Source organism: Mucilaginibacter kameinonensis (assembly GCF_003675385.1).
GTDB lineage: Bacteria > Bacteroidota > Bacteroidia > Sphingobacteriales > Sphingobacteriaceae > Mucilaginibacter > Mucilaginibacter kameinonensis.
This window is the reverse complement of sequence record NZ_RCWZ01000002.1, coordinates 927,066-943,980: the sequence shown is the minus strand read 5'-3', so window position 1 is coordinate 943,980 and position 16,915 is coordinate 927,066. Positions and strand designations below refer to the sequence as shown.

The following is a 16,915-nucleotide window of genomic DNA, read 5'->3' as shown; positions in this document are numbered from 1 at the left end:
TAAGTCCCCTGTGCAGTTCGCGATTGCTTCGTTCCTCGCAATGACGTAACTATAGAATTATCTCCGGCACATCTCCCTCAACAATAAGTTTACCGGCTGTGGCCTGTTTAATTTCTTCAACACTTACACCCGGCGCACGTTCTATTAGCCTGAAACCGCCTTCGGGCAATACATCAAATACACCCAATTCGGTCACTATTTTTTTAACGCAGTGAACACCAGTGAGCGGTAAGGTGCATTGGGGTAGTAACTTTGATTCGCCTGCCTTGTTAACCTGTTGCATGGCCACAATAATATTCTCTGCGGATGCCACCAGATCCATAGCGCCACCCATACCTTTAACCATTTTGCCGGGAATTTTCCAGTTAGCGATGTCGCCGTTTTCGGATACTTCCATAGCACCAAGGATGGTGAGGTTAACTTTTTTAGCCCTGATCATCCCAAAGCTCATAGCCGAATCAAATATGGCCGAGCCGGGCAACATGGTGATGGTTTGTTTGCCGGCGTTAATAACGTCCGGATCTTCCTCGCCCTCAAAAGGAAAAGGCCCCATACCCAATAAGCCATTCTCTGATTGTAACACCACATCCATGGTATCCGGTATATAATTGGCTACCAGCGTAGGTATGCCAATGCCGAGGTTAACATAGTAACCGTCTTTTATCTCTTTTGCTATTCGCTTTGCGATGCCCTGTTTATCAAGCATAATATAATGTTATAATACATGTCATTGCGAGGAGGAACGACGAAGCAATCGCATGCTATACAGGGCGGCTTTGCCTCCGTGCGATTGCCACGCTTCGCTCGCAATGACATGAAGTTTATTGTTTGTTCCTCACTGTTACATGTTCAATCCGTTTCTCATAATCCACACCCTTAAAAATCCTATGCACATAAATACCGGGTGTATGGATATGGTCCGGGTCAAGCTCGCCGGGTTGTACCAGTTCTTCTACTTCGGCAATGGTTATTTTACCGGCCATGGCCATTACAGGATTAAAATTGCGGGCGGTAGAACGGTATACCAGGTTCCCCATGGTATCGCCCTTCCAGGCTTTTACAATGGCGAAATTGGCATCAAAGGCCATCTCCATTAAATAATCCTTGCCATTAAAATTGCGTATTTCTTTGCCTTCAGCCACTTCGGTACCAATACCTGCAGGAGTAAATATGGCTGGCATACCATAGCCGGCAGCCATGCAACGGGTGGCCAAAGTACCTTGTGGTATTAGCTCAACCTCCAGTTCTCCATTCAATAGCTGGCGTTCAAATTCGGCGTTTTCACCTACGTACGATGAGATCATTTTTTTTACCTGGCGTTGCTTCAGCATCAGGCCGATACCAAAATCATCGACCCCGGCATTGTTGGAGATACAGGTGAGTTGTTTAACCCCTTTTTTCACCAGCGCGGCAATACAATTTTCGGGCAATCCGCATAAACCGAAGCCGCCCAGCATGAGGGTCATGCCGTCGGTAATGTCGCGGATGGCCTCCTCGGCACCACTAACTACTTTATTCATATATTATAATTGGTTGCTATAAATTTAAATAAAATAAGCTTGAAGCTTGTTGTTATGTAGATAACTTATTACGGTAGGCTTGTGTTTTGTAGATATAACGAATATGATTTTGATTTAGCACCGCTTTTGAAGATTGCCGGCAGATGGGGATTGGGGGGAGTAATAAATATATTAAAAGGTGTCATTTCCTTTAGAACTGCATGGGACTATGGTGAGGAGGTGAGGAGAAATCTTATACGAGCAGTTTCAAGCAGGGCGAATAACGCATGTCGTATAAGATTTCTCACCCTTGCCTCTCTATTTCCCCCTCAAAGGGTTCGAAATGACAACGTGTTTTCAATTATTTGCAATTTATTGCCGCTGCTTACGATAAAGAAAATACGATCCTCCCAAAATCCCCAAAAACACCAATGGCATAACACGGTTTGCTACCGGATCACCTGAAACGGTATGCGCTATAAAAGCCGAAACAAATACAAAAGTATATCCTCCATAAGCCCACTCTTTTACCTTTGCGGGTACTGGCGCTAATAATACAACGGCTCCCATAAGCTTTGCTATTGCCAATTCAATCCTGAAATAATCCGGAAAACCTAAATGATGAAACGCGGCGGTCATTTCGGGCTTGGTTAAATATGCGTAGGATGAAAATGCCATCATCAAGGCTACTATTGCGGTCAGTATCCAGTAAAAAATTTTAGTTGCTTTCATTTTATTAATTATTTGTCGCAAACTTAGCTACCTTTACTTTCAAAAAGATACTACTATCCTAAAGGATACCGGTATCGTTGAGGATAGCAGCATGAACAACGGAAAGATCATCCACAATAAAGAGGCCTGCAACGCCGCGGTAAACGCCGTGCGCGATACACTTTACGTAGTTAACGGCAAATGGAAATTACTGATGCTGGTAAGTTTAATGACCGGCCCCAAACGGTTTAAGGAACTTCAGCGCGATCTGGAAAATATCACGCCCAAGGTACTCTCTAAAGAATTAAGAGACCTGGAATTAAACGGTTTTATTAAAAGAACGGTTTATGACACCACTCCGGTAACCGTAATTTATGAGCGTACCGAATATGCCAATTCGCTAAGTAATGTTATTAATGAAATGCGCGAATGGGGCCTGAAACACCGTGAGCATATAAAACAAATGAGCCGTGATGAGGCTGAAGCCCGAAAAGCTGTAGTTGTTTAATTTATCACTGGTAAGCCACTAAATTTATCTCTAAAACAAAACGCCTTTACCTGATAAGCAAAGGCGTTTTGTTTTAGATAACAACCTTAGGTTTTTTTCATTTGTTGAATTTAGATATAGCTAAAATTACTCATAACCGGTTGTAGCGTTAACAACAAGTTCCATAGCCCCCTCTGCCCCAAGGCGTTCCATCAAATTAAATTCTTTCGACTCAAGGCGATTGTAATTGGTAAAAAAGGCCTCTATCTGGTCGGTAAGGCTATGCGGCAACTGTGCAGCATCATGCAGATCGGTAAAAAATTTTGACACCACAGGCACTGCCAGCAGCCTGTCGTTACGGTAACGTTTTCCTTCCGGACTGGTTTGCTCTACCTTAAAAGCCCCTATTAACCTGCAATCAATCACACAACCTGGAAAAGTACTTATCTCTGATATCACCAGCACATCCAGCGGATCGCCATCGCCCCCAATGGTATTGGGTATAAACCCAAAATCAAATGGAAAAACCATGCCGGCAGGTAATAATTTTTTAAGTTTAAACTGCTTTGTCGCGGTATCGTAATCATACTTGTGCCCACTGCCTTTGGGCGTTTCCACAATTACCGTAATGCCGTTTTCTAAATTATCCATGTTTTATCTTATTATAGACCGGGGATCTTTATTCCTGCCGCTTTGATATCCTGCAAAATGTTTTCCTGAACGGCCAGCTTCGTATCCTGAAAACCATGGGCATGCACCCATACGTTCACCCCTACCCGGTAACCATCCGGATCTAATCCGGCAACGCCAATCCTGCGGTTAGGCGACTCCAATATATTTTCCGATTTATCAATAGCCGAGTCAATAACCGACTTTACCTGGTTATAATCTATATTATTGGCAAACTTCAGTTCAATATCCAGCCTTCGAGTACCTTCCCTGCTGATGTTAATGATCACCTCATTTGATAATTTGCCGTTAGGAACAATAACTATCCGGTTATCAAAAGTTTTCACAATGGTATAAAAGATCTGGATGGCGGTAACCGTTCCTTCAAGTCCCTGGGTAATGATATTTTCGCCAACAACAAAGGGTTTGAGCAAGAGGATCAGTACACCGCTGGCAAAATTTTGCAGCGTACCAGAAAGTGCTAAACCGGCAGCTACACCAAAAGCACCAACCAAGGCGGTGAATAAGGTAATAGGAATTCCCATAATCTGCACTACGCCCAATATTAGCAACACACGCAGCACAACACCTACAAGGCTTTGCAAAAACGGCTTTATGGTGGGATCTATTTCCTTTTTTTGCATGTGTGCCTGCCACCATTTCAATAATAGGCTAATCATCCAAAGGCCTATAAACAAAACCACTAAGCCTATCAAAAAACTGGGTGCATAACGGATCACCCATATATAAAGCTGATCATAAAACTTCTCTATCTTCATAGTATAAACGTTAAGCTTCCGAATAAAAAACAACTAAAGCTTAACGCTTATTTGAGGGAACAGTTTGTTTTAACAACCATTTAACACTTCGGCCCATTAAGTGTTAATAATTGTTAAAAGTGTTAAATTTCAATACGTTACCAATTTTAAGCCCTAATTTGGTATTAACTATTTGAAAAAACTTTTACACTTTATCATGAACTACAACAAAATCAACAACCTTTTGGGCTGGCTTTGTTTTACCCTTGCATCCCTAACTTACATCCTTACTTTAGAGCCCTCTGTAAGCTTTTGGGATTGCGGCGAATTTATTTCCTGCGCCTATAAACTCCAGGTGTCGCACCAGCCGGGTTATCCGCTTTTTGCTATGATAGGTAAGGCTTTTTCCCTGCTATCCATGGGCGATAGAACCAAAGTAGCCTACTTCACCAACCTTGGTTCGGCATTGGCCAGCGGCGCTACCATTATGTTTTTATTTTGGAGTATAACCGCATTTGCCAAAAAGCTCCTCGCTATAAAAGATTTCCAACTAAACAAAACCCAAACCTTACAAATAATGGGTGCCGGGTTAACCGGCGCCCTTGCATTCGCCTTTACCGATACCTTTTGGTTTTCGGCGGTTGAAACCATTGTTTTTGCCTGGTCGTCGTTATGTACCGCAGTGGTATTCTGGGCAATTTTAAAATGGGACGCCGTTGCAGATGAGCCAAGAGCCGACAGGTGGCTGGTGTTCATCGCCTATATCATTGGTCTTTCCATAGGCATTCACCTGCTTAACTTATTGACTATACCGGCCCTGGTTATGGTTTACTACTTTCGCAGGCATAAAAAAATCAATATCAAAAGTGGCCTTATCGCATTCGCTATCAGCATCCTGATATTGGCATTTGTTCAGTTTGGGATAAGGGGATATACTATCTCACTTGCCGCCCGGTTCGATCTGTTTTTTGTAAACACGATTGGTCTTGGTTTCGGAAGCGGCGTTTTATTCTTCTTTTTATTGCTAATAGGATCATTAGTAGCAGGCATATGGTACAGTATCCGCAATCAAAAACACTTTTTAAATGTGGGCCTGCTTTGCATCGTGTTTATTTACTTTGGCTATAGCTCATTTATATATATCCCAATCCGGGCATCGGCTGGTACAAATCTCAACAACTCGCATCCGAGCGACGCGTTCACCATGGTTGAATACCTTAATCGTACCCAATACGGCGAAACACCGTTATTAAGCGGCCCATACTTTGATGCTAAAATAACCGACGTTACCGATGGCACGCCCCTGTACCGCAAAGGCAAAAACAAATATGAGATTGCCTATAACAAACCTAATTATGTTTATGACCATACCAGTATTTTGCCCCGCATGTGGTCGACAGAGGAGAATACTACCTATACCCAGGATGCCCAATTTTATCGAGACTGGCTTCAACTGCGCGACAACGCTACTCCTACTTTTTCAGATAACTTAAAGTGGATGTTCAGTTGGCAAATGTACCAGATGTATTGGCGCTACTTTATGTGGAATTTTGTTGGCCGCTACAGTGATGACGATATGGAAGGGCAAACCAATATGAACGGCGTAGGCGGCAACTGGACATCGGGTTTATTCAACAACACTTCCAATACCCCCAAGTTTGTTTTGAACAATGTTACCTATACCCCGCTTTATGCTCTGCCTTTGGTTGTTGGTTTATTAGGAATGCTGTATCATTTCCAAAAACGACGAAAAGACGCGCTGGTGATCACATTACTATTCTTTTTCACCGGACTGGCCATTGTGCTGTATGTTAACCAAGCATCGGTACAACCGCGCGAACGTGATTACTCATACGTTGGTTCGTTTTATGCCTTCGCTATTTGGATTGGAGTAGGGTTAATCGCGTTGATTGACCTGGTACCTAAAAAAATCAATCCACGATTTGCAACCATTGGGGCATTTGTACTTTGCACCATTGTTGGCCCTGTTTTATTGGCCAGCAAGGAATGGAAAAACCATGACCGTTCAACCAAGATGGCAGCGCATGATATGGCTTACAACTACCTGATGTCGTGCCCTAAAAACGCCATTTTGTTTGATCTGGGCGATAATGACACCTACTCCTTATGGTACGATCAGGAAGTGGAAAATATTCGCCCCGACGTACGCATCGTAAACCTGAGCCTGCTAAGTGCCGATTGGTCGGTAAGGCAAATGCAGCATAAAATAAACGAGGCCGATGCCCTGCCTATCACTATGAACTTTGATAAATACAAGTTAGGCACGCGCGACGTGATCAGGTATAATGATGCCAAAATACCGGGCTACGTTGATGTAAAGGACATATTTGATTTTATTACCTCAGATGATAAACGCACCCAGGTTGAATATACCAACGGAACTACCGAAAACTATTTGCCAACCAAAAACTTCAAGCTTGCGGTTAACGCAAATGACGTGATGAAAAACAAGGTTATCACGCCCGAGCAAAAAGGGTTATTGACGGATACCATGAAATGGAAATTCCCTCCTAATTACATTACCAAAGAAAACCTTGCTATGATTGACATCCTGGCTCATAACGACTGGAAACGACCAATTTGCTTTACCACCTCTATCGGGCAGACAAGCATGGTTGGGCTACAGCCTTATTTATACCAGGAAGGTTTTGCGTACCGATTATTACCATTCAAAACAGATTCATCATTGGCAGATCAGCTTTCAAAAACCAATAGCTTAGTGATGTACAGCAACATGATGAACAAGTTTAAATTCGGCAATTTTAAAACTGCTAAATACCTTGATCAGCAGTCAACAACCATGTTTTATCCGCAGATGGTATCAGCTTTTTCCGACCTTTCTGCAGGGCTGCTAAAGGACGGGCATCCCGATCTTGCACTTAATGCGCTGCATAAATACGAGGAAGTGATGCCTGATATCAACCCAAATTTCATGGCTGCACAAGGTAAAATTACCATGGCCGATACTTCCTACAAACTTGACTATGCCAAACTGGGTAACAAGCTGATAAAAAGCGTTAACAGCTACTTAACTGATCAGCTTGAGTACAATTACCATCAATTGCAAAAGGATACAGGCAAGTTAAGCCCACGTGATGTACACAATAGTATGTTGCTGCTAAACAACATGGTGGCAGTAACCCACAATGGCAACCAAAAAGAGTTAAGCGGGCAATTGATGGCGCAGTTTAATGATTATGCCGAAAAATTTAAAAGTATTCTCCAGCTCTAAACAACCAACATATATATGCAATGGGGCGGGCTATTTAATTTAGTCCGCCCCTTTTTTATGTTTTAGTAATTCACGTATTTTTCCTCGAAGGTACCATCGGCATACAGGTCAATCAAACCATAGCCGGGTGCCGTTTCGCGGCGGCTACCCTCCCACCAGGCGCCGGATACCGCGCCGTTACACAGGTAAGTAACATTATTATAAACCACTTTATCGCGCATGTGCAGGTGCCCGCTCAGGCATAACTTCACGTTAGGGTGCTGATAAAACAGGTTAATGATCTTAGCGGTATCGGTGTGCATATCGCCGCCAAGCATCGTCCATTTGTTTACAATATCATCTTCAATCATCAGCAAAGCGGTAAGTATCGGAATGTGCGACATTACCATCACCGGCATATTAGCATCGGTAGCTTTCAGTTCGTCGCTAAGCCAGTTAAATTGCTCATCGCCCAGTTTGCCTATGTACCAGGTATTATCAATATCCAGATGCACACTATCAAGCACAATAATTTTCCAGCCGTTTTTAACCATGCTGTAGTATGGTTTTACAAGCTGCAGCTTATCTAAAGCATATTTTTTGCCATAGATGGCCTGGCCTTTATCATCCTCATACCACCAGATATCATGATTACCCAAACAATAATGAACCGGCAAGCTGCATTCGTTTTTCATTATGTTTTGCACCAGTTTCCATTGATCGTTAATAGTGCCGATGTTTTCTTTATTCATATCAAAAACAATATCGCCACCATTTAATACCATATCAACTTTAGGTGTTTGTTGTTGCAGATGGTGCAGGCACCTCGTAAACCTCGCGGGTGCATCAAACTTATCTTTCAGGTGCACATCGGTAATATGGGCTATCCGTAACGAAGGTTTGGTCGATGTTGTTGTTTTGCCAAGTGCCAATGAAGGCGCCAAAAGCAGGCCTCCTATATTTTTTAATGCCGATCTTCTTTCCATTGTATAAGTGCCGCCTCTTTAACACAGGCAATAGCAGCGTCAAAAATACATTTATATTGCTCCTGACATACCCGAACCTTTGTTAAACTTTTATTAAGAAAACGAATGCTATGTTTTACAAAAACAAAAAGCCTCCTGAATTAACAGAAAGCTTAATGCGATTTGTGTAGGAATGGTTAAAGTATTGTTCCGGTAATTAGCCGTTATATTAATTAATACTAATATGATCTACTTTGTTACGTAATAAAGCTCAGTTTCTGAAATCATTTTCTGCACCGGCGGCAAATTTGGTTTCATAAATTGATTCTTTATTTTGCAATACTGATTTATAATAAAGCAACAGAAAATCATATACGCCCAGCTCATAAACACGCTGCCTTGTTTTAAACAAACGGTTCATATTCATTTGAATAAGGCTGATCACGAGCAGATTCAAATCCTGATGTACAGTGCCGGATGAAATGAGTTCATTAAGCAATAAAGCAACTGGCTTGTTATTTAAACTCCGATACCTGAGCAGGTCATCACCGGTAACTACCGCGCCTTCGGCAAAAAGGCCTTCAATTCTGCTACGGTAGTGCCTGTATTTAAAGGTAAGCTGCTTCGAGAGCAGGTTATCATAGTTAACATCGGGGTAAGATGAGGCGACAAGCAATTCCATCAGCTCGGTTTTCTGCGAAAGCTGAAAGTCAAAGTCATCCAGTAACCTATCGATTGATAAAAGTCCCCAAAGCCATCTTACTTCATCAAAGTTTTCGGTCATTTCCGCCCTTGATATAAGGCTGGCTACAGCAAGGCTGTCATTAAAAAACAATTGTTCCACAAGCTCTATCGATGCTTCACCGTAGCGTTCCAATTCGCGCTCATAGGTATCAAACTGAACCTTCCAGATCTGCTTTGATTTAATCAGGGCCGAAAAAGTGCTATTAACACTTTGAATCACCCTACCTAACGCAAATACCGACGCCAGGTGAACCCTGAAACGGATATGTGGTTCTGGATCGGCATATCGCACGTAAAACCACTGATCTATCAGGTCTTCGTGATAAAGCTTTTTGCTTAGTTGGATCAATTCGTTACCAATTACCTGCTCAGCGGTTTTAACACCGCAATATAGTTTTACGTACAGCCATTCATCGCCCGGGAAAAACTGCCTTTTTGCCGCGTTTGTACTTAATGGAACCATACTACCATACTTGCTGGTTGTTTTTTCGCCACGTTTTAAAACAGCTACAAACTGGTTTCCGATAAGTTTCTCATCCTTCTTTTTAAGAACAATGTTTTTGCGTTCGCCAATGTATTCACGCAAAACAATTTCATTCTTTTTTTTGCACGATGAAAGCCATGCCGCAACTTCAAGTCGACTGCCGGTGTGTACAACCAATTCACTATCGGTGTCTGTAAAAACAAAAGCATCCGGCAAGTCCCAGTATTTAACAAACTTTGCCCAGGCCTGGTCGTAATCAACAGCTAAATCTTTTGCTAACTGTTGTAAATCGGCATTGGTCATGTACCATGTTTTTAAGGCTAATATTACGCCCTCATAAACTACTCTTGGCGTTCTGGTTACCCCAAGTTTAGGTAATATATCAAGATTAAAACCAAGCTGATATTTTGAATCCTCACATTGTAGATCAGCCAGGAACTGATATACAGGTAAAGACGTCATTCCGTAATTGTAGGCGGTATTTAACCGTGGAATAATCCGTTTACCCAATTTCGCCGAGCGTAGTATAATATTGCCCCCTTTAACTGATATTAATAGATCTGTTAAGTTAACTTCCTGCTCGCCTGCACTTATCTGCGGTTGTAACTGGTAATTCCGATACGGAGCGGATGTAAAGCTCCCCAAACTGTCATCCGGTTTATGTATAATTTCGGCTACTACGGCCGGCTCATAAATACGCGCCTCTGTTTCGGCAATCTCTTCAAGAATCTGTCCAAAATTCCTATCGGCGCCTGCCAAACGGCCAAGCATGGCGGCACCCGCCGGCCAACCACAATGTTCAAGATAAAGCAAAGGCTCATCGTGCCCCGAAATACGGAACATTACCGAAAAACTTGGCGGCAATTCATCATCGCCAATTTTGACGTCCTCAAACTGCGATTTTTGTAAATGGATAACTTCCTGCCCGGGATTATTAACAATTTGGCCTATAAGCCATTTTACTGCATCCGTATATTGAGGATCTTTATGATCTGGCCTACGGCCTGACGACTCTGTGTGCCGTTTTCCGGCGTAACCAATGCCTTTTTCAGGATCAAGCGCGTCTGTAAGCCGAACCTCCTGCTCGTGGTAACGGTCGCTAAAGCGCTTTATAAATGTTTTTAAATTTTTACTTTGATGCCTGGGTGAAATCCGGTTAAGCATATCAATAGCATCAAGCAATTGATCGGCATAAGCTCTATCAAGCGTAGCCGAAGCTCCCTGCCTAAAATAATCTACCTGCAGCAGTGTCCCCTGTGAGGCGTCCCCTGACAAATCTTTCAAAATCATAGCTACCTTATTATTTTTCTTAATTACACTATCGGTGCCAGACAGCACCTCCTTAATCGAATTCAGTGTTGATAAACAGGCTTGCGCTTTCGCGCTTTTTTTTTCTAATCGGGTAAAAATTTCAATAGCGTGGCCAAGATATTCTTTACCTTCTCCGCAAGGTTCCAATTCGCTCCATAAAACCTGGTTTTCAATAAGTTGATTCAAAAAAACCAAAGCAGACTCCCCAGTTTTTCCGAGTGTCTGCATTAAAAACAGCCTGATTGAATCATATGACTTAAAATCCTGGCAAAACCGGATGACAGACTGAAGATCATCGGTTATCTTTACCGACGAGGCTTTATATTTGCCACAGTTTAAAGTTTGATAATCAATCTTATTGTAAGCCCCGTTTAACGTATACAGCGTTTTATTCACCCTGTAATTCAGCAATGATCTTATAACCTCATCATCTAAAAACCGATGCGTTATATTAACAGCAGCTGCTACATTTAGCCTTGCATGTTGATAAATGCCGCCAAGCTCCAAATCTGTGCACTCGCCCCAATTAACCACCGCGTAACCAGCAAACAATCCCGACGAATTGGCACTGGCTACGCTCCGGTTTATAAATTTTGTAAGGGTTATTTCAATTTTCTCCCGCTTTTTTTGATCACTTATATCATCAATATTTAAAACAGCTTCGTACAGATCTTTAGAAGTAAGCCAAAGCGCCTGCATAAACAGTTCATCCCTGATGAATGCTCCGATAATTTTCTTATCAATCATCTCCCGGCAACTAAATGCAGGAAGCTTTAGCATCAATCCTGATGAAAATTTATATTGTTCAGAAAGCTTTGCTGTTTTCATTATAATTACTATTAGCTTTAACTATTAATGCACATACATCACTATCCGTAGCGAAACAGATTAAAAGCCGGTTGAAGTGGTCATTGTATCTGTAGTGGGATAGTTAACAGCAGCGTTAACATTTTTAACGGTTTGACTATTTATTGACCTGTTTAAAATTTGCACTTGTTTGATTTGAATTTTTGGCAGTGAGGCTTTGTTATGATTTTTCATAATTTTAATTTTTAATGGTTACTAAATGGGGGTGATTAGCCGTTAATTGAGATAAATGTGGCTAAAGGGCTCCTGGAGAGGAAAATTTTAGTACCAATGCCCCGTTCTGAATGACCAAAACCGCTAAATGCAGGGACAAAAAAATTATGATTTTAAATTTGAGAGCCGATAAATCGAGGTTAAAAACAATAGGCTGGCATTTGCTTTTTTGGCTTATATATATACTTTACGAAGAAGTAATAGTTTTTTATGCCAAGCAACCCGCCGAGCCCCTGGGCACCCTTTATTCGTTTTTGATAAACGCCTGGGTGTTTTATAACTATTGGCGTGGTGTGAGGTATTTAACCAAAAAAATAAAGAATATTTTCTTGCTGATATTGGCAATAGCAGTTGCCTTTACCATTGTTACTTCAATAGTAGTTTTTTTTAAGATCCTTGGCGATTCTCTTATACAACATGTCAGTTTTAACGCGCACGCAAGCCCCTTCCGGCGAATGTCGCTTATTATGCGAACGGTTTACTTTGCGGGAATGGGTGCGGCGTATGGTTTTGCCAAAGAAGTGATCCAAAAAGAACGTGAAGCCGCCCAGCTCATTGAAAAGCAACAGATACTTGAAAAGAAAGCTCTTCAAGCCGAATTAAACGTGATTAAATCGCAGATAAATCCTCACTTTGTGTTTAATACACTTGGCTTTTTATACGCCGAAACCTACAAAAAACTCCCTCAAGTTGGCGAATCGATCATTACCCTATCAAACATTATGCGGTATGCGCTAACCAAAAATGAAGATGGTTATAGCAGCCTTGAAAGCGAGTTTACTTACATCAGGGATTTTATAAAAATTCATGAAAGCCGGAGCAAAGCTTTTTTTATGAAGGTAAATATTGAAAGCAGCGCTGTACCATATCAGGTGGTTTCATTGGTTTTGATAACGCTTATCGAAAACATGTTTAAGCACGGTATTTTCAATCAGGCTACCAAAGAAGCCACTTTGAACATTACTATTCACGATGGGAAACTGCACTTTTATTCGCTTAATTATAAAAACAATAACAGCGTTAACAAAGTACAGTCAAATGGCATAGGACTTAATTATATTCGCGAACGATTAATGGATGAATATGGGCGGGAAGGATATGAATTGTTGGTGGATGAAACGCATAACAGTTATGAGTGTAAACTTATAATGCCTTTAAAGTATCATGAAAGTAATTAATTGTATTATAGTTGAGGATGAGCCTTATGCCATTGATATATTAAGCGATTTTATATCAAAGGTACCTTTTCTTAATCTCACTCAAACATTTACAAATCCTATTGAGGCATTATTATATCTGAAAGAATCGGCTGTTGATCTCATATTCCTTGATATCAATATGCCCGAGCTCTCAGGTATCGACCTGATCAAAATGCTGCCCAAAAGCACTGAAATCATTATAACATCGGCATTTAGCGAGTTTGCGCTTGCCGGCTTTGAGAATAACGTACTTGATTACCTGCTCAAACCATTTGCCTTTGACAGGTTTTTACAGGCTTCGCAAAAGGCACTTGATAAACTTTTATTGCTTGCAGCACTTAAGCCAGCTGTTCCTGTAATTGACCTCCAATCAAAATCCGACTCCTTTTATCTAAAAACCGATCGGGGCAAAATAGTGAGGATAAACTTCGAGGATATAATTTATATAGAGGGACTTAAAAACTACTGCTCGGTTTTCACTGAAACAGAAAGACATATTTCGCTGGTAAGCATGAAAACGCTGGCCGACAGCCTGCCGCAGGAAGATTTTGCGCGTACCCATAAATCATACATCATAGCGTTAAAACGCATTAAAGCAATAGACGGCAACATGGTAATATTTGATAAGATCAAAGAAAAAGTTCCAATAGGAGTTACTTACCGGGACGGCTTTTTTGCGTTGCTCAATAATAAAATGTTTAAATAGCCTAAGCTTTACCTTTTCTGGCTTTTTCCGATTTGAGGAACTTTAACATAAGGCCGTACAGGATACATTCGTGCAGGCGTTGCCTGTTACTGAAATAACGATTAACAGCCATATGGATCACACTACCTAAAAACTTTGCATTCCAATTAATGGTGTATTTCTGTAAAAGTAACTCTACCTGTTTCCTTTTTTCCTGAAGCAGATCATCATACGCCAATAATAGATTATTTAAGCTGCCGTGATATTTCCTGTATAACTGGTCAATCTGTATTTTAACGGCTTTATCATCAAATTCGGTAAAAAAATAAGCTTGCTGCCTTTCAACAAACTGCAGTTGCTGGTTAATATCGGGACTCATCAGATTAAGGTAATCTTTGATGAGCCAAAAAATCAGCAACCAATCTTCAGTGTCATAACGGTTACTTTCAAGCAGCCTGAACACATTGCAGCAAAACATGGTTTCTATGCAAAAAAGGCGTTCGGCCTGTTCAATCTGGTGTCCATAACGTTCCAACTCGCGCACGTAAGTATCAAGCTGCACAACGTGAACCTGCCCACTCAGCAAAAATGGCGAAAGCACCTCTCTTATTGCAAGATAAACTTCCTGAAAGTCAATCTCATCAACCAAATTAACCCTTACCCGGATATGGTTATCAGGATCATGGTACCTGATAAAAAACCATTGCTTTATCTTAATCTCAGCCGAGTAGTTTAACAGCTCATCGAGCTTTAATAATACCTCATTGGCAATATTACTACTGAGGTAAAGTTTGATGAACAACCATTCACTGCCAGGAAAAAAGCTACGCTGAAGCGTATTTTCAACAAATTGAAAGTATTGGGCACTTAATGGCCTTTCGAAATAAAAAGGAGCAACAAACTGGTGCATATAGGGGTCTGCTTCAGCATCTTTCACAACTGCGTTATGTTGATGATGAATACATTCAGACAAGACCAAAACCGGCGCTTGTCTGGATACTTCTTTTGCAAGCACCTGCATACTGATTTCATTTTCCGTATCAATCAATAACTCGTTATCTCCCTTTATGATATAAAACTTATCGGGAAGGAGCCACTCTTTTCTGAACCCGTTAAACAAATCGCAAAATTTATCTATGTGTTTTTCAGTCTTACTAAGTTCATCTAAAATAGCTGGCGTAAACTTCCAGGTTGCCCTGTGCAGAATAATACCGTAATTGGTTTCAACACGCGGAAAAAAAACAAAGTCAGTTGAAAGCGCGCCCCAGTTAAAGCTCAGGCTTCCATTGCCATGCTGATGCTGAATATCGCACAAAAACGTATAAATAGGGTGTTGCGACCTGTTAAAATTGTATGCACTGCTCAGCCTCGGAATTACTTCCTTTTGATGCTCTTTTGAAAACAGCTTGAACACATTTTGTTCAAGTTTAATATATATATCATTCAGCCTTAAAACTGATTTGCCCTTAGCATCATCAATATAAGCCAGTTCGTGAGGCCAAAAAGGAGGATGTGTCATGATATTTAAGATGCGTTCCTCCGGCATATGGATCACTTCGGCAAACATCGCATCCGGACTATTTTCCGCTTCTTTTGCAGCTATCTCTAAACCTGTTTTATAAATTCCTGCATCACCAACTGCAAACCGTGCTACCATGCTTAAAGCTCCCGGACCAATAACCCTTTCAAGAAACAAAAGATCATTTTCATAAAGCTGAAAAAGCGCGCACATAGAAAAAGGCAGGTTATCGGCGCTCCGTTCCTTAACAAAATTATCAGGTATGGTTACTTTATACTGCTTTTCAATTTTGGCCCGGTTTAATAGGTTAAGCATCTTAAAATCTATCTCAGTGTAATCTACCCACGGAGCAGCGCCCTCGCTTGTTGCATACAAACCCTCGGTAAAAAGGGTTTCGTGTTCATACCATTGCCCGTATTCTATTCCGGTATCGGTATCAAACGCCTCCAGAAGCGGAACGCTTTGTTCCTCGTACCTTTTTCTGAACCTGCTTTTAAACTGCTCAACTCTTTTATTGAGCACCGGTGGATTCAGGTTATTAAGCAATGCAATTCCTTTGGCTATTTTCTTTTGTAACGATTTATCAAGCTCCTGCTCATTTAGTTCATTAAACCTGGTTATATGGATCTGATCTTTGAGTTCACGTCCTGCTACCTGATTGGTAAGCTGCTCAATAAGGGTATAAAATGAAAACCAGTTTGGGTTATCGGGACTATAATTATTTATTTCATTAATCAGGTTGATTAACTCATTGACAGTGCTGTTTAACCCTGCATCGTCCGTTTTTTGCAAAAAGACAGGAAAATCATAACCTATTGCCGGTTCAAACGCAGGCTTTAATACTTGTCCTTCTATTAGCTCATCAATAAAGGCAATAAAATCATCCGGTTCAAAATCCGGAAACCTTTCAAGCAACTGCTGTTTATTCCATATCTCATTTCCGGCAATAGCAATAATATCATCAAGCACATCATTGCAGGCAATAGCACTTACCTGGTAAATTCTCTGATCATCAATAATCTGATAAGTAATAAAACGTAAATCGTCCCCAACTTTATAAAGGGTATTATTAACCTTATACCCCGCCAATTGCTGATTGGCATTTTCAATTTGCTTGGCAAGCGAAAAGCTCACCACAGCATCGGGCACGGTGTATTTTCTGAATTTTGCCGAAAGTTTTATCCGGCTGATTTCTCCCCAGTAAACTGATGAACAGCCCGCAAACAAACCAAAGGGTGTGGCCCGGTTAGCCATGCGGGCCATATATTTATAAAAACTTGATAATAATTGAGCCTCTTTAGCATGAGGCTGATCGTCTGCAAACAAAATATCAAGTTCGTTATAAAGCGATTTGCTTGCTATATAAATACTTTCTTTTATTAGCCTGTTATTCCATAAAGTAAGCAAACTATTTTTCCCAAGCTTTTGCCTGTATGACAAAGCAGCCGAGCGTAAAATTAAACCGTTAATAAAATTAACTTTCATTGTATATAAAAAGGCAAGGTCAGGTATATAATAGCGAACTTAAGTTAAGCTATTTTAGTTAGCGGGCAAAAAACTGAGTTAATCTGA

Annotated in this window: 13 protein-coding genes; 4 read left to right on the top strand and 9 right to left on the bottom strand. The window is 41.1% G+C overall.

The window, feature by feature from the left end; all coding sequences use genetic code 11:
- Positions 1 to 49 precede the first annotated feature (49 nt).
- From EAH55_RS10800 to EAH55_RS10790, 3 genes are all read right to left on the bottom strand, one after another.
- Complete coding sequence (locus EAH55_RS10800) at positions 50 to 706, bottom strand: 3-oxoacid CoA-transferase subunit B (RefSeq protein ID WP_121809629.1); 657 nt, start codon at positions 704 to 706, stop codon at positions 50 to 52.
- 115 nt (positions 707 to 821) lie between these two features.
- Entirely contained in the window at positions 822 to 1,520 is a 699-nt protein-coding gene (locus EAH55_RS10795; protein WP_121809628.1) for a CoA transferase subunit A, read from the bottom strand.
- A 351-nt stretch (positions 1,521 to 1,871) separates the two neighbouring features.
- Positions 1,872 to 2,231 (bottom strand): DoxX family protein, encoded by a 360-nt coding sequence (locus tag EAH55_RS10790; protein WP_121809627.1) that lies wholly within the window; start codon positions 2,229 to 2,231, stop codon positions 1,872 to 1,874.
- Positions 2,232 to 2,322: 91 nt separating this feature from the next.
- Between EAH55_RS10790 and EAH55_RS10785 the strand changes: the two genes are divergently transcribed.
- The gene (locus EAH55_RS10785) at positions 2,323 to 2,718 is read left to right on the top strand and encodes a winged helix-turn-helix transcriptional regulator (protein ID WP_121809626.1); all 396 of its coding nucleotides are present in this window, start codon (positions 2,323 to 2,325) and stop codon (positions 2,716 to 2,718) included.
- Positions 2,719 to 2,844: 126 nt separating this feature from the next.
- Here the strand turns inward: EAH55_RS10785 and EAH55_RS10780 are convergent, their stop codons facing one another.
- Together EAH55_RS10780 and EAH55_RS10775 are read right to left on the bottom strand one after the other, a co-directional pair.
- A complete protein-coding gene (locus tag EAH55_RS10780) occupies positions 2,845 to 3,348 on the bottom strand; it encodes an inorganic diphosphatase (protein WP_121809625.1) in 504 nt (167 codons plus the stop codon).
- 11 nt (positions 3,349 to 3,359) lie between these two features.
- Positions 3,360 to 4,145 carry a mechanosensitive ion channel family protein gene (locus EAH55_RS10775; RefSeq protein WP_121809624.1) on the bottom strand — a complete coding sequence of 262 codons (786 nt, stop codon included), beginning with the start codon at positions 4,143 to 4,145 and terminating at the stop codon, positions 3,360 to 3,362.
- Positions 4,146 to 4,341: 196 nt separating this feature from the next.
- Between EAH55_RS10775 and EAH55_RS10770 the strand changes: the two genes are divergently transcribed.
- On the top strand, positions 4,342 to 7,377 hold the full coding sequence (locus EAH55_RS10770; protein WP_121809623.1) for a glycosyltransferase family 117 protein: 3,036 nt from the start codon (positions 4,342 to 4,344) through the stop codon (positions 7,375 to 7,377).
- Positions 7,378 to 7,439: 62 nt separating this feature from the next.
- On the opposite strand, the gene EAH55_RS10765 is transcribed toward EAH55_RS10770, so the two are convergent.
- From EAH55_RS10765 to EAH55_RS30835, 3 genes are all read right to left on the bottom strand, one after another.
- Positions 7,440 to 8,342, bottom strand: a complete 903-nt coding sequence (locus EAH55_RS10765) for a metallophosphoesterase family protein (RefSeq protein WP_121809622.1) — start codon at positions 8,340 to 8,342, stop codon at positions 7,440 to 7,442.
- Positions 8,343 to 8,592: 250 nt separating this feature from the next.
- The gene (locus EAH55_RS10760) at positions 8,593 to 11,688 is read right to left on the bottom strand and encodes a lantibiotic dehydratase (RefSeq protein WP_121809621.1); all 3,096 of its coding nucleotides are present in this window, start codon (positions 11,686 to 11,688) and stop codon (positions 8,593 to 8,595) included.
- Between the two features lie 60 nt (positions 11,689 to 11,748).
- Positions 11,749 to 11,901 (bottom strand): hypothetical protein, encoded by a 153-nt coding sequence (locus EAH55_RS30835; protein WP_162996824.1) that lies wholly within the window; start codon positions 11,899 to 11,901, stop codon positions 11,749 to 11,751.
- 146 nt (positions 11,902 to 12,047) lie between these two features.
- Between EAH55_RS30835 and EAH55_RS10755 the strand changes: the two genes are divergently transcribed.
- The gene (locus EAH55_RS10755) at positions 12,048 to 13,118 is read left to right on the top strand and encodes a sensor histidine kinase (protein ID WP_162996823.1); all 1,071 of its coding nucleotides are present in this window, start codon (positions 12,048 to 12,050) and stop codon (positions 13,116 to 13,118) included.
- Positions 13,105 to 13,845: a LytR/AlgR family response regulator transcription factor gene (locus EAH55_RS10750; protein WP_121809619.1), complete on the top strand. Its 741-nt coding sequence runs from the start codon at positions 13,105 to 13,107 to the stop codon at positions 13,843 to 13,845. Before EAH55_RS10755 ends, EAH55_RS10750 begins: the two co-directional genes overlap by 14 nt.
- A 1-nt stretch (position 13,846) precedes the next feature.
- On the opposite strand, the gene EAH55_RS10745 is transcribed toward EAH55_RS10750, so the two are convergent.
- Positions 13,847 to 16,828 carry a lantibiotic dehydratase gene (locus EAH55_RS10745; protein ID WP_121809618.1) on the bottom strand — a complete coding sequence of 994 codons (2,982 nt, stop codon included), beginning with the start codon at positions 16,826 to 16,828 and terminating at the stop codon, positions 13,847 to 13,849.
- Between the last annotated feature and the right edge of the window lie 87 nt (positions 16,829 to 16,915).

What these genes read in the sequence shown, in the direction of transcription:
- EAH55_RS10800 (WP_121809629.1), bottom strand. Translation starts at nt 706, where the DNA reads ATGCTTGATAAACAGGGCATCGCAAAGCGAATAGCAAAAGAGATAAAA.
- EAH55_RS10795 (WP_121809628.1), bottom strand. Translation starts at nt 1,520, where the DNA reads ATGAATAAAGTAGTTAGTGGTGCCGAGGAGGCCATCCGCGACATTACC.
- EAH55_RS10790 (WP_121809627.1), bottom strand. Translation starts at nt 2,231, where the DNA reads ATGAAAGCAACTAAAATTTTTTACTGGATACTGACCGCAATAGTAGCC.
- EAH55_RS10785 (WP_121809626.1), top strand. Translation starts at nt 2,323, where the DNA reads ATGAACAACGGAAAGATCATCCACAATAAAGAGGCCTGCAACGCCGCG.
- EAH55_RS10780 (WP_121809625.1), bottom strand. Translation starts at nt 3,348, where the DNA reads ATGGATAATTTAGAAAACGGCATTACGGTAATTGTGGAAACGCCCAAA.
- EAH55_RS10775 (WP_121809624.1), bottom strand. Translation starts at nt 4,145, where the DNA reads ATGAAGATAGAGAAGTTTTATGATCAGCTTTATATATGGGTGATCCGT.
- EAH55_RS10770 (WP_121809623.1), top strand. Translation starts at nt 4,342, where the DNA reads ATGAACTACAACAAAATCAACAACCTTTTGGGCTGGCTTTGTTTTACC.
- EAH55_RS10765 (WP_121809622.1), bottom strand. Translation starts at nt 8,342, where the DNA reads ATGGAAAGAAGATCGGCATTAAAAAATATAGGAGGCCTGCTTTTGGCG.
- EAH55_RS10760 (WP_121809621.1), bottom strand. Translation starts at nt 11,688, where the DNA reads ATGAAAACAGCAAAGCTTTCTGAACAATATAAATTTTCATCAGGATTG.
- EAH55_RS30835 (WP_162996824.1), bottom strand. Translation starts at nt 11,901, where the DNA reads ATGAAAAATCATAACAAAGCCTCACTGCCAAAAATTCAAATCAAACAA.
- EAH55_RS10755 (WP_162996823.1), top strand. Translation starts at nt 12,048, where the DNA reads ATGATTTTAAATTTGAGAGCCGATAAATCGAGGTTAAAAACAATAGGC.
- EAH55_RS10750 (WP_121809619.1), top strand. Translation starts at nt 13,105, where the DNA reads ATGAAAGTAATTAATTGTATTATAGTTGAGGATGAGCCTTATGCCATT.
- EAH55_RS10745 (WP_121809618.1), bottom strand. Translation starts at nt 16,828, where the DNA reads ATGAAAGTTAATTTTATTAACGGTTTAATTTTACGCTCGGCTGCTTTG.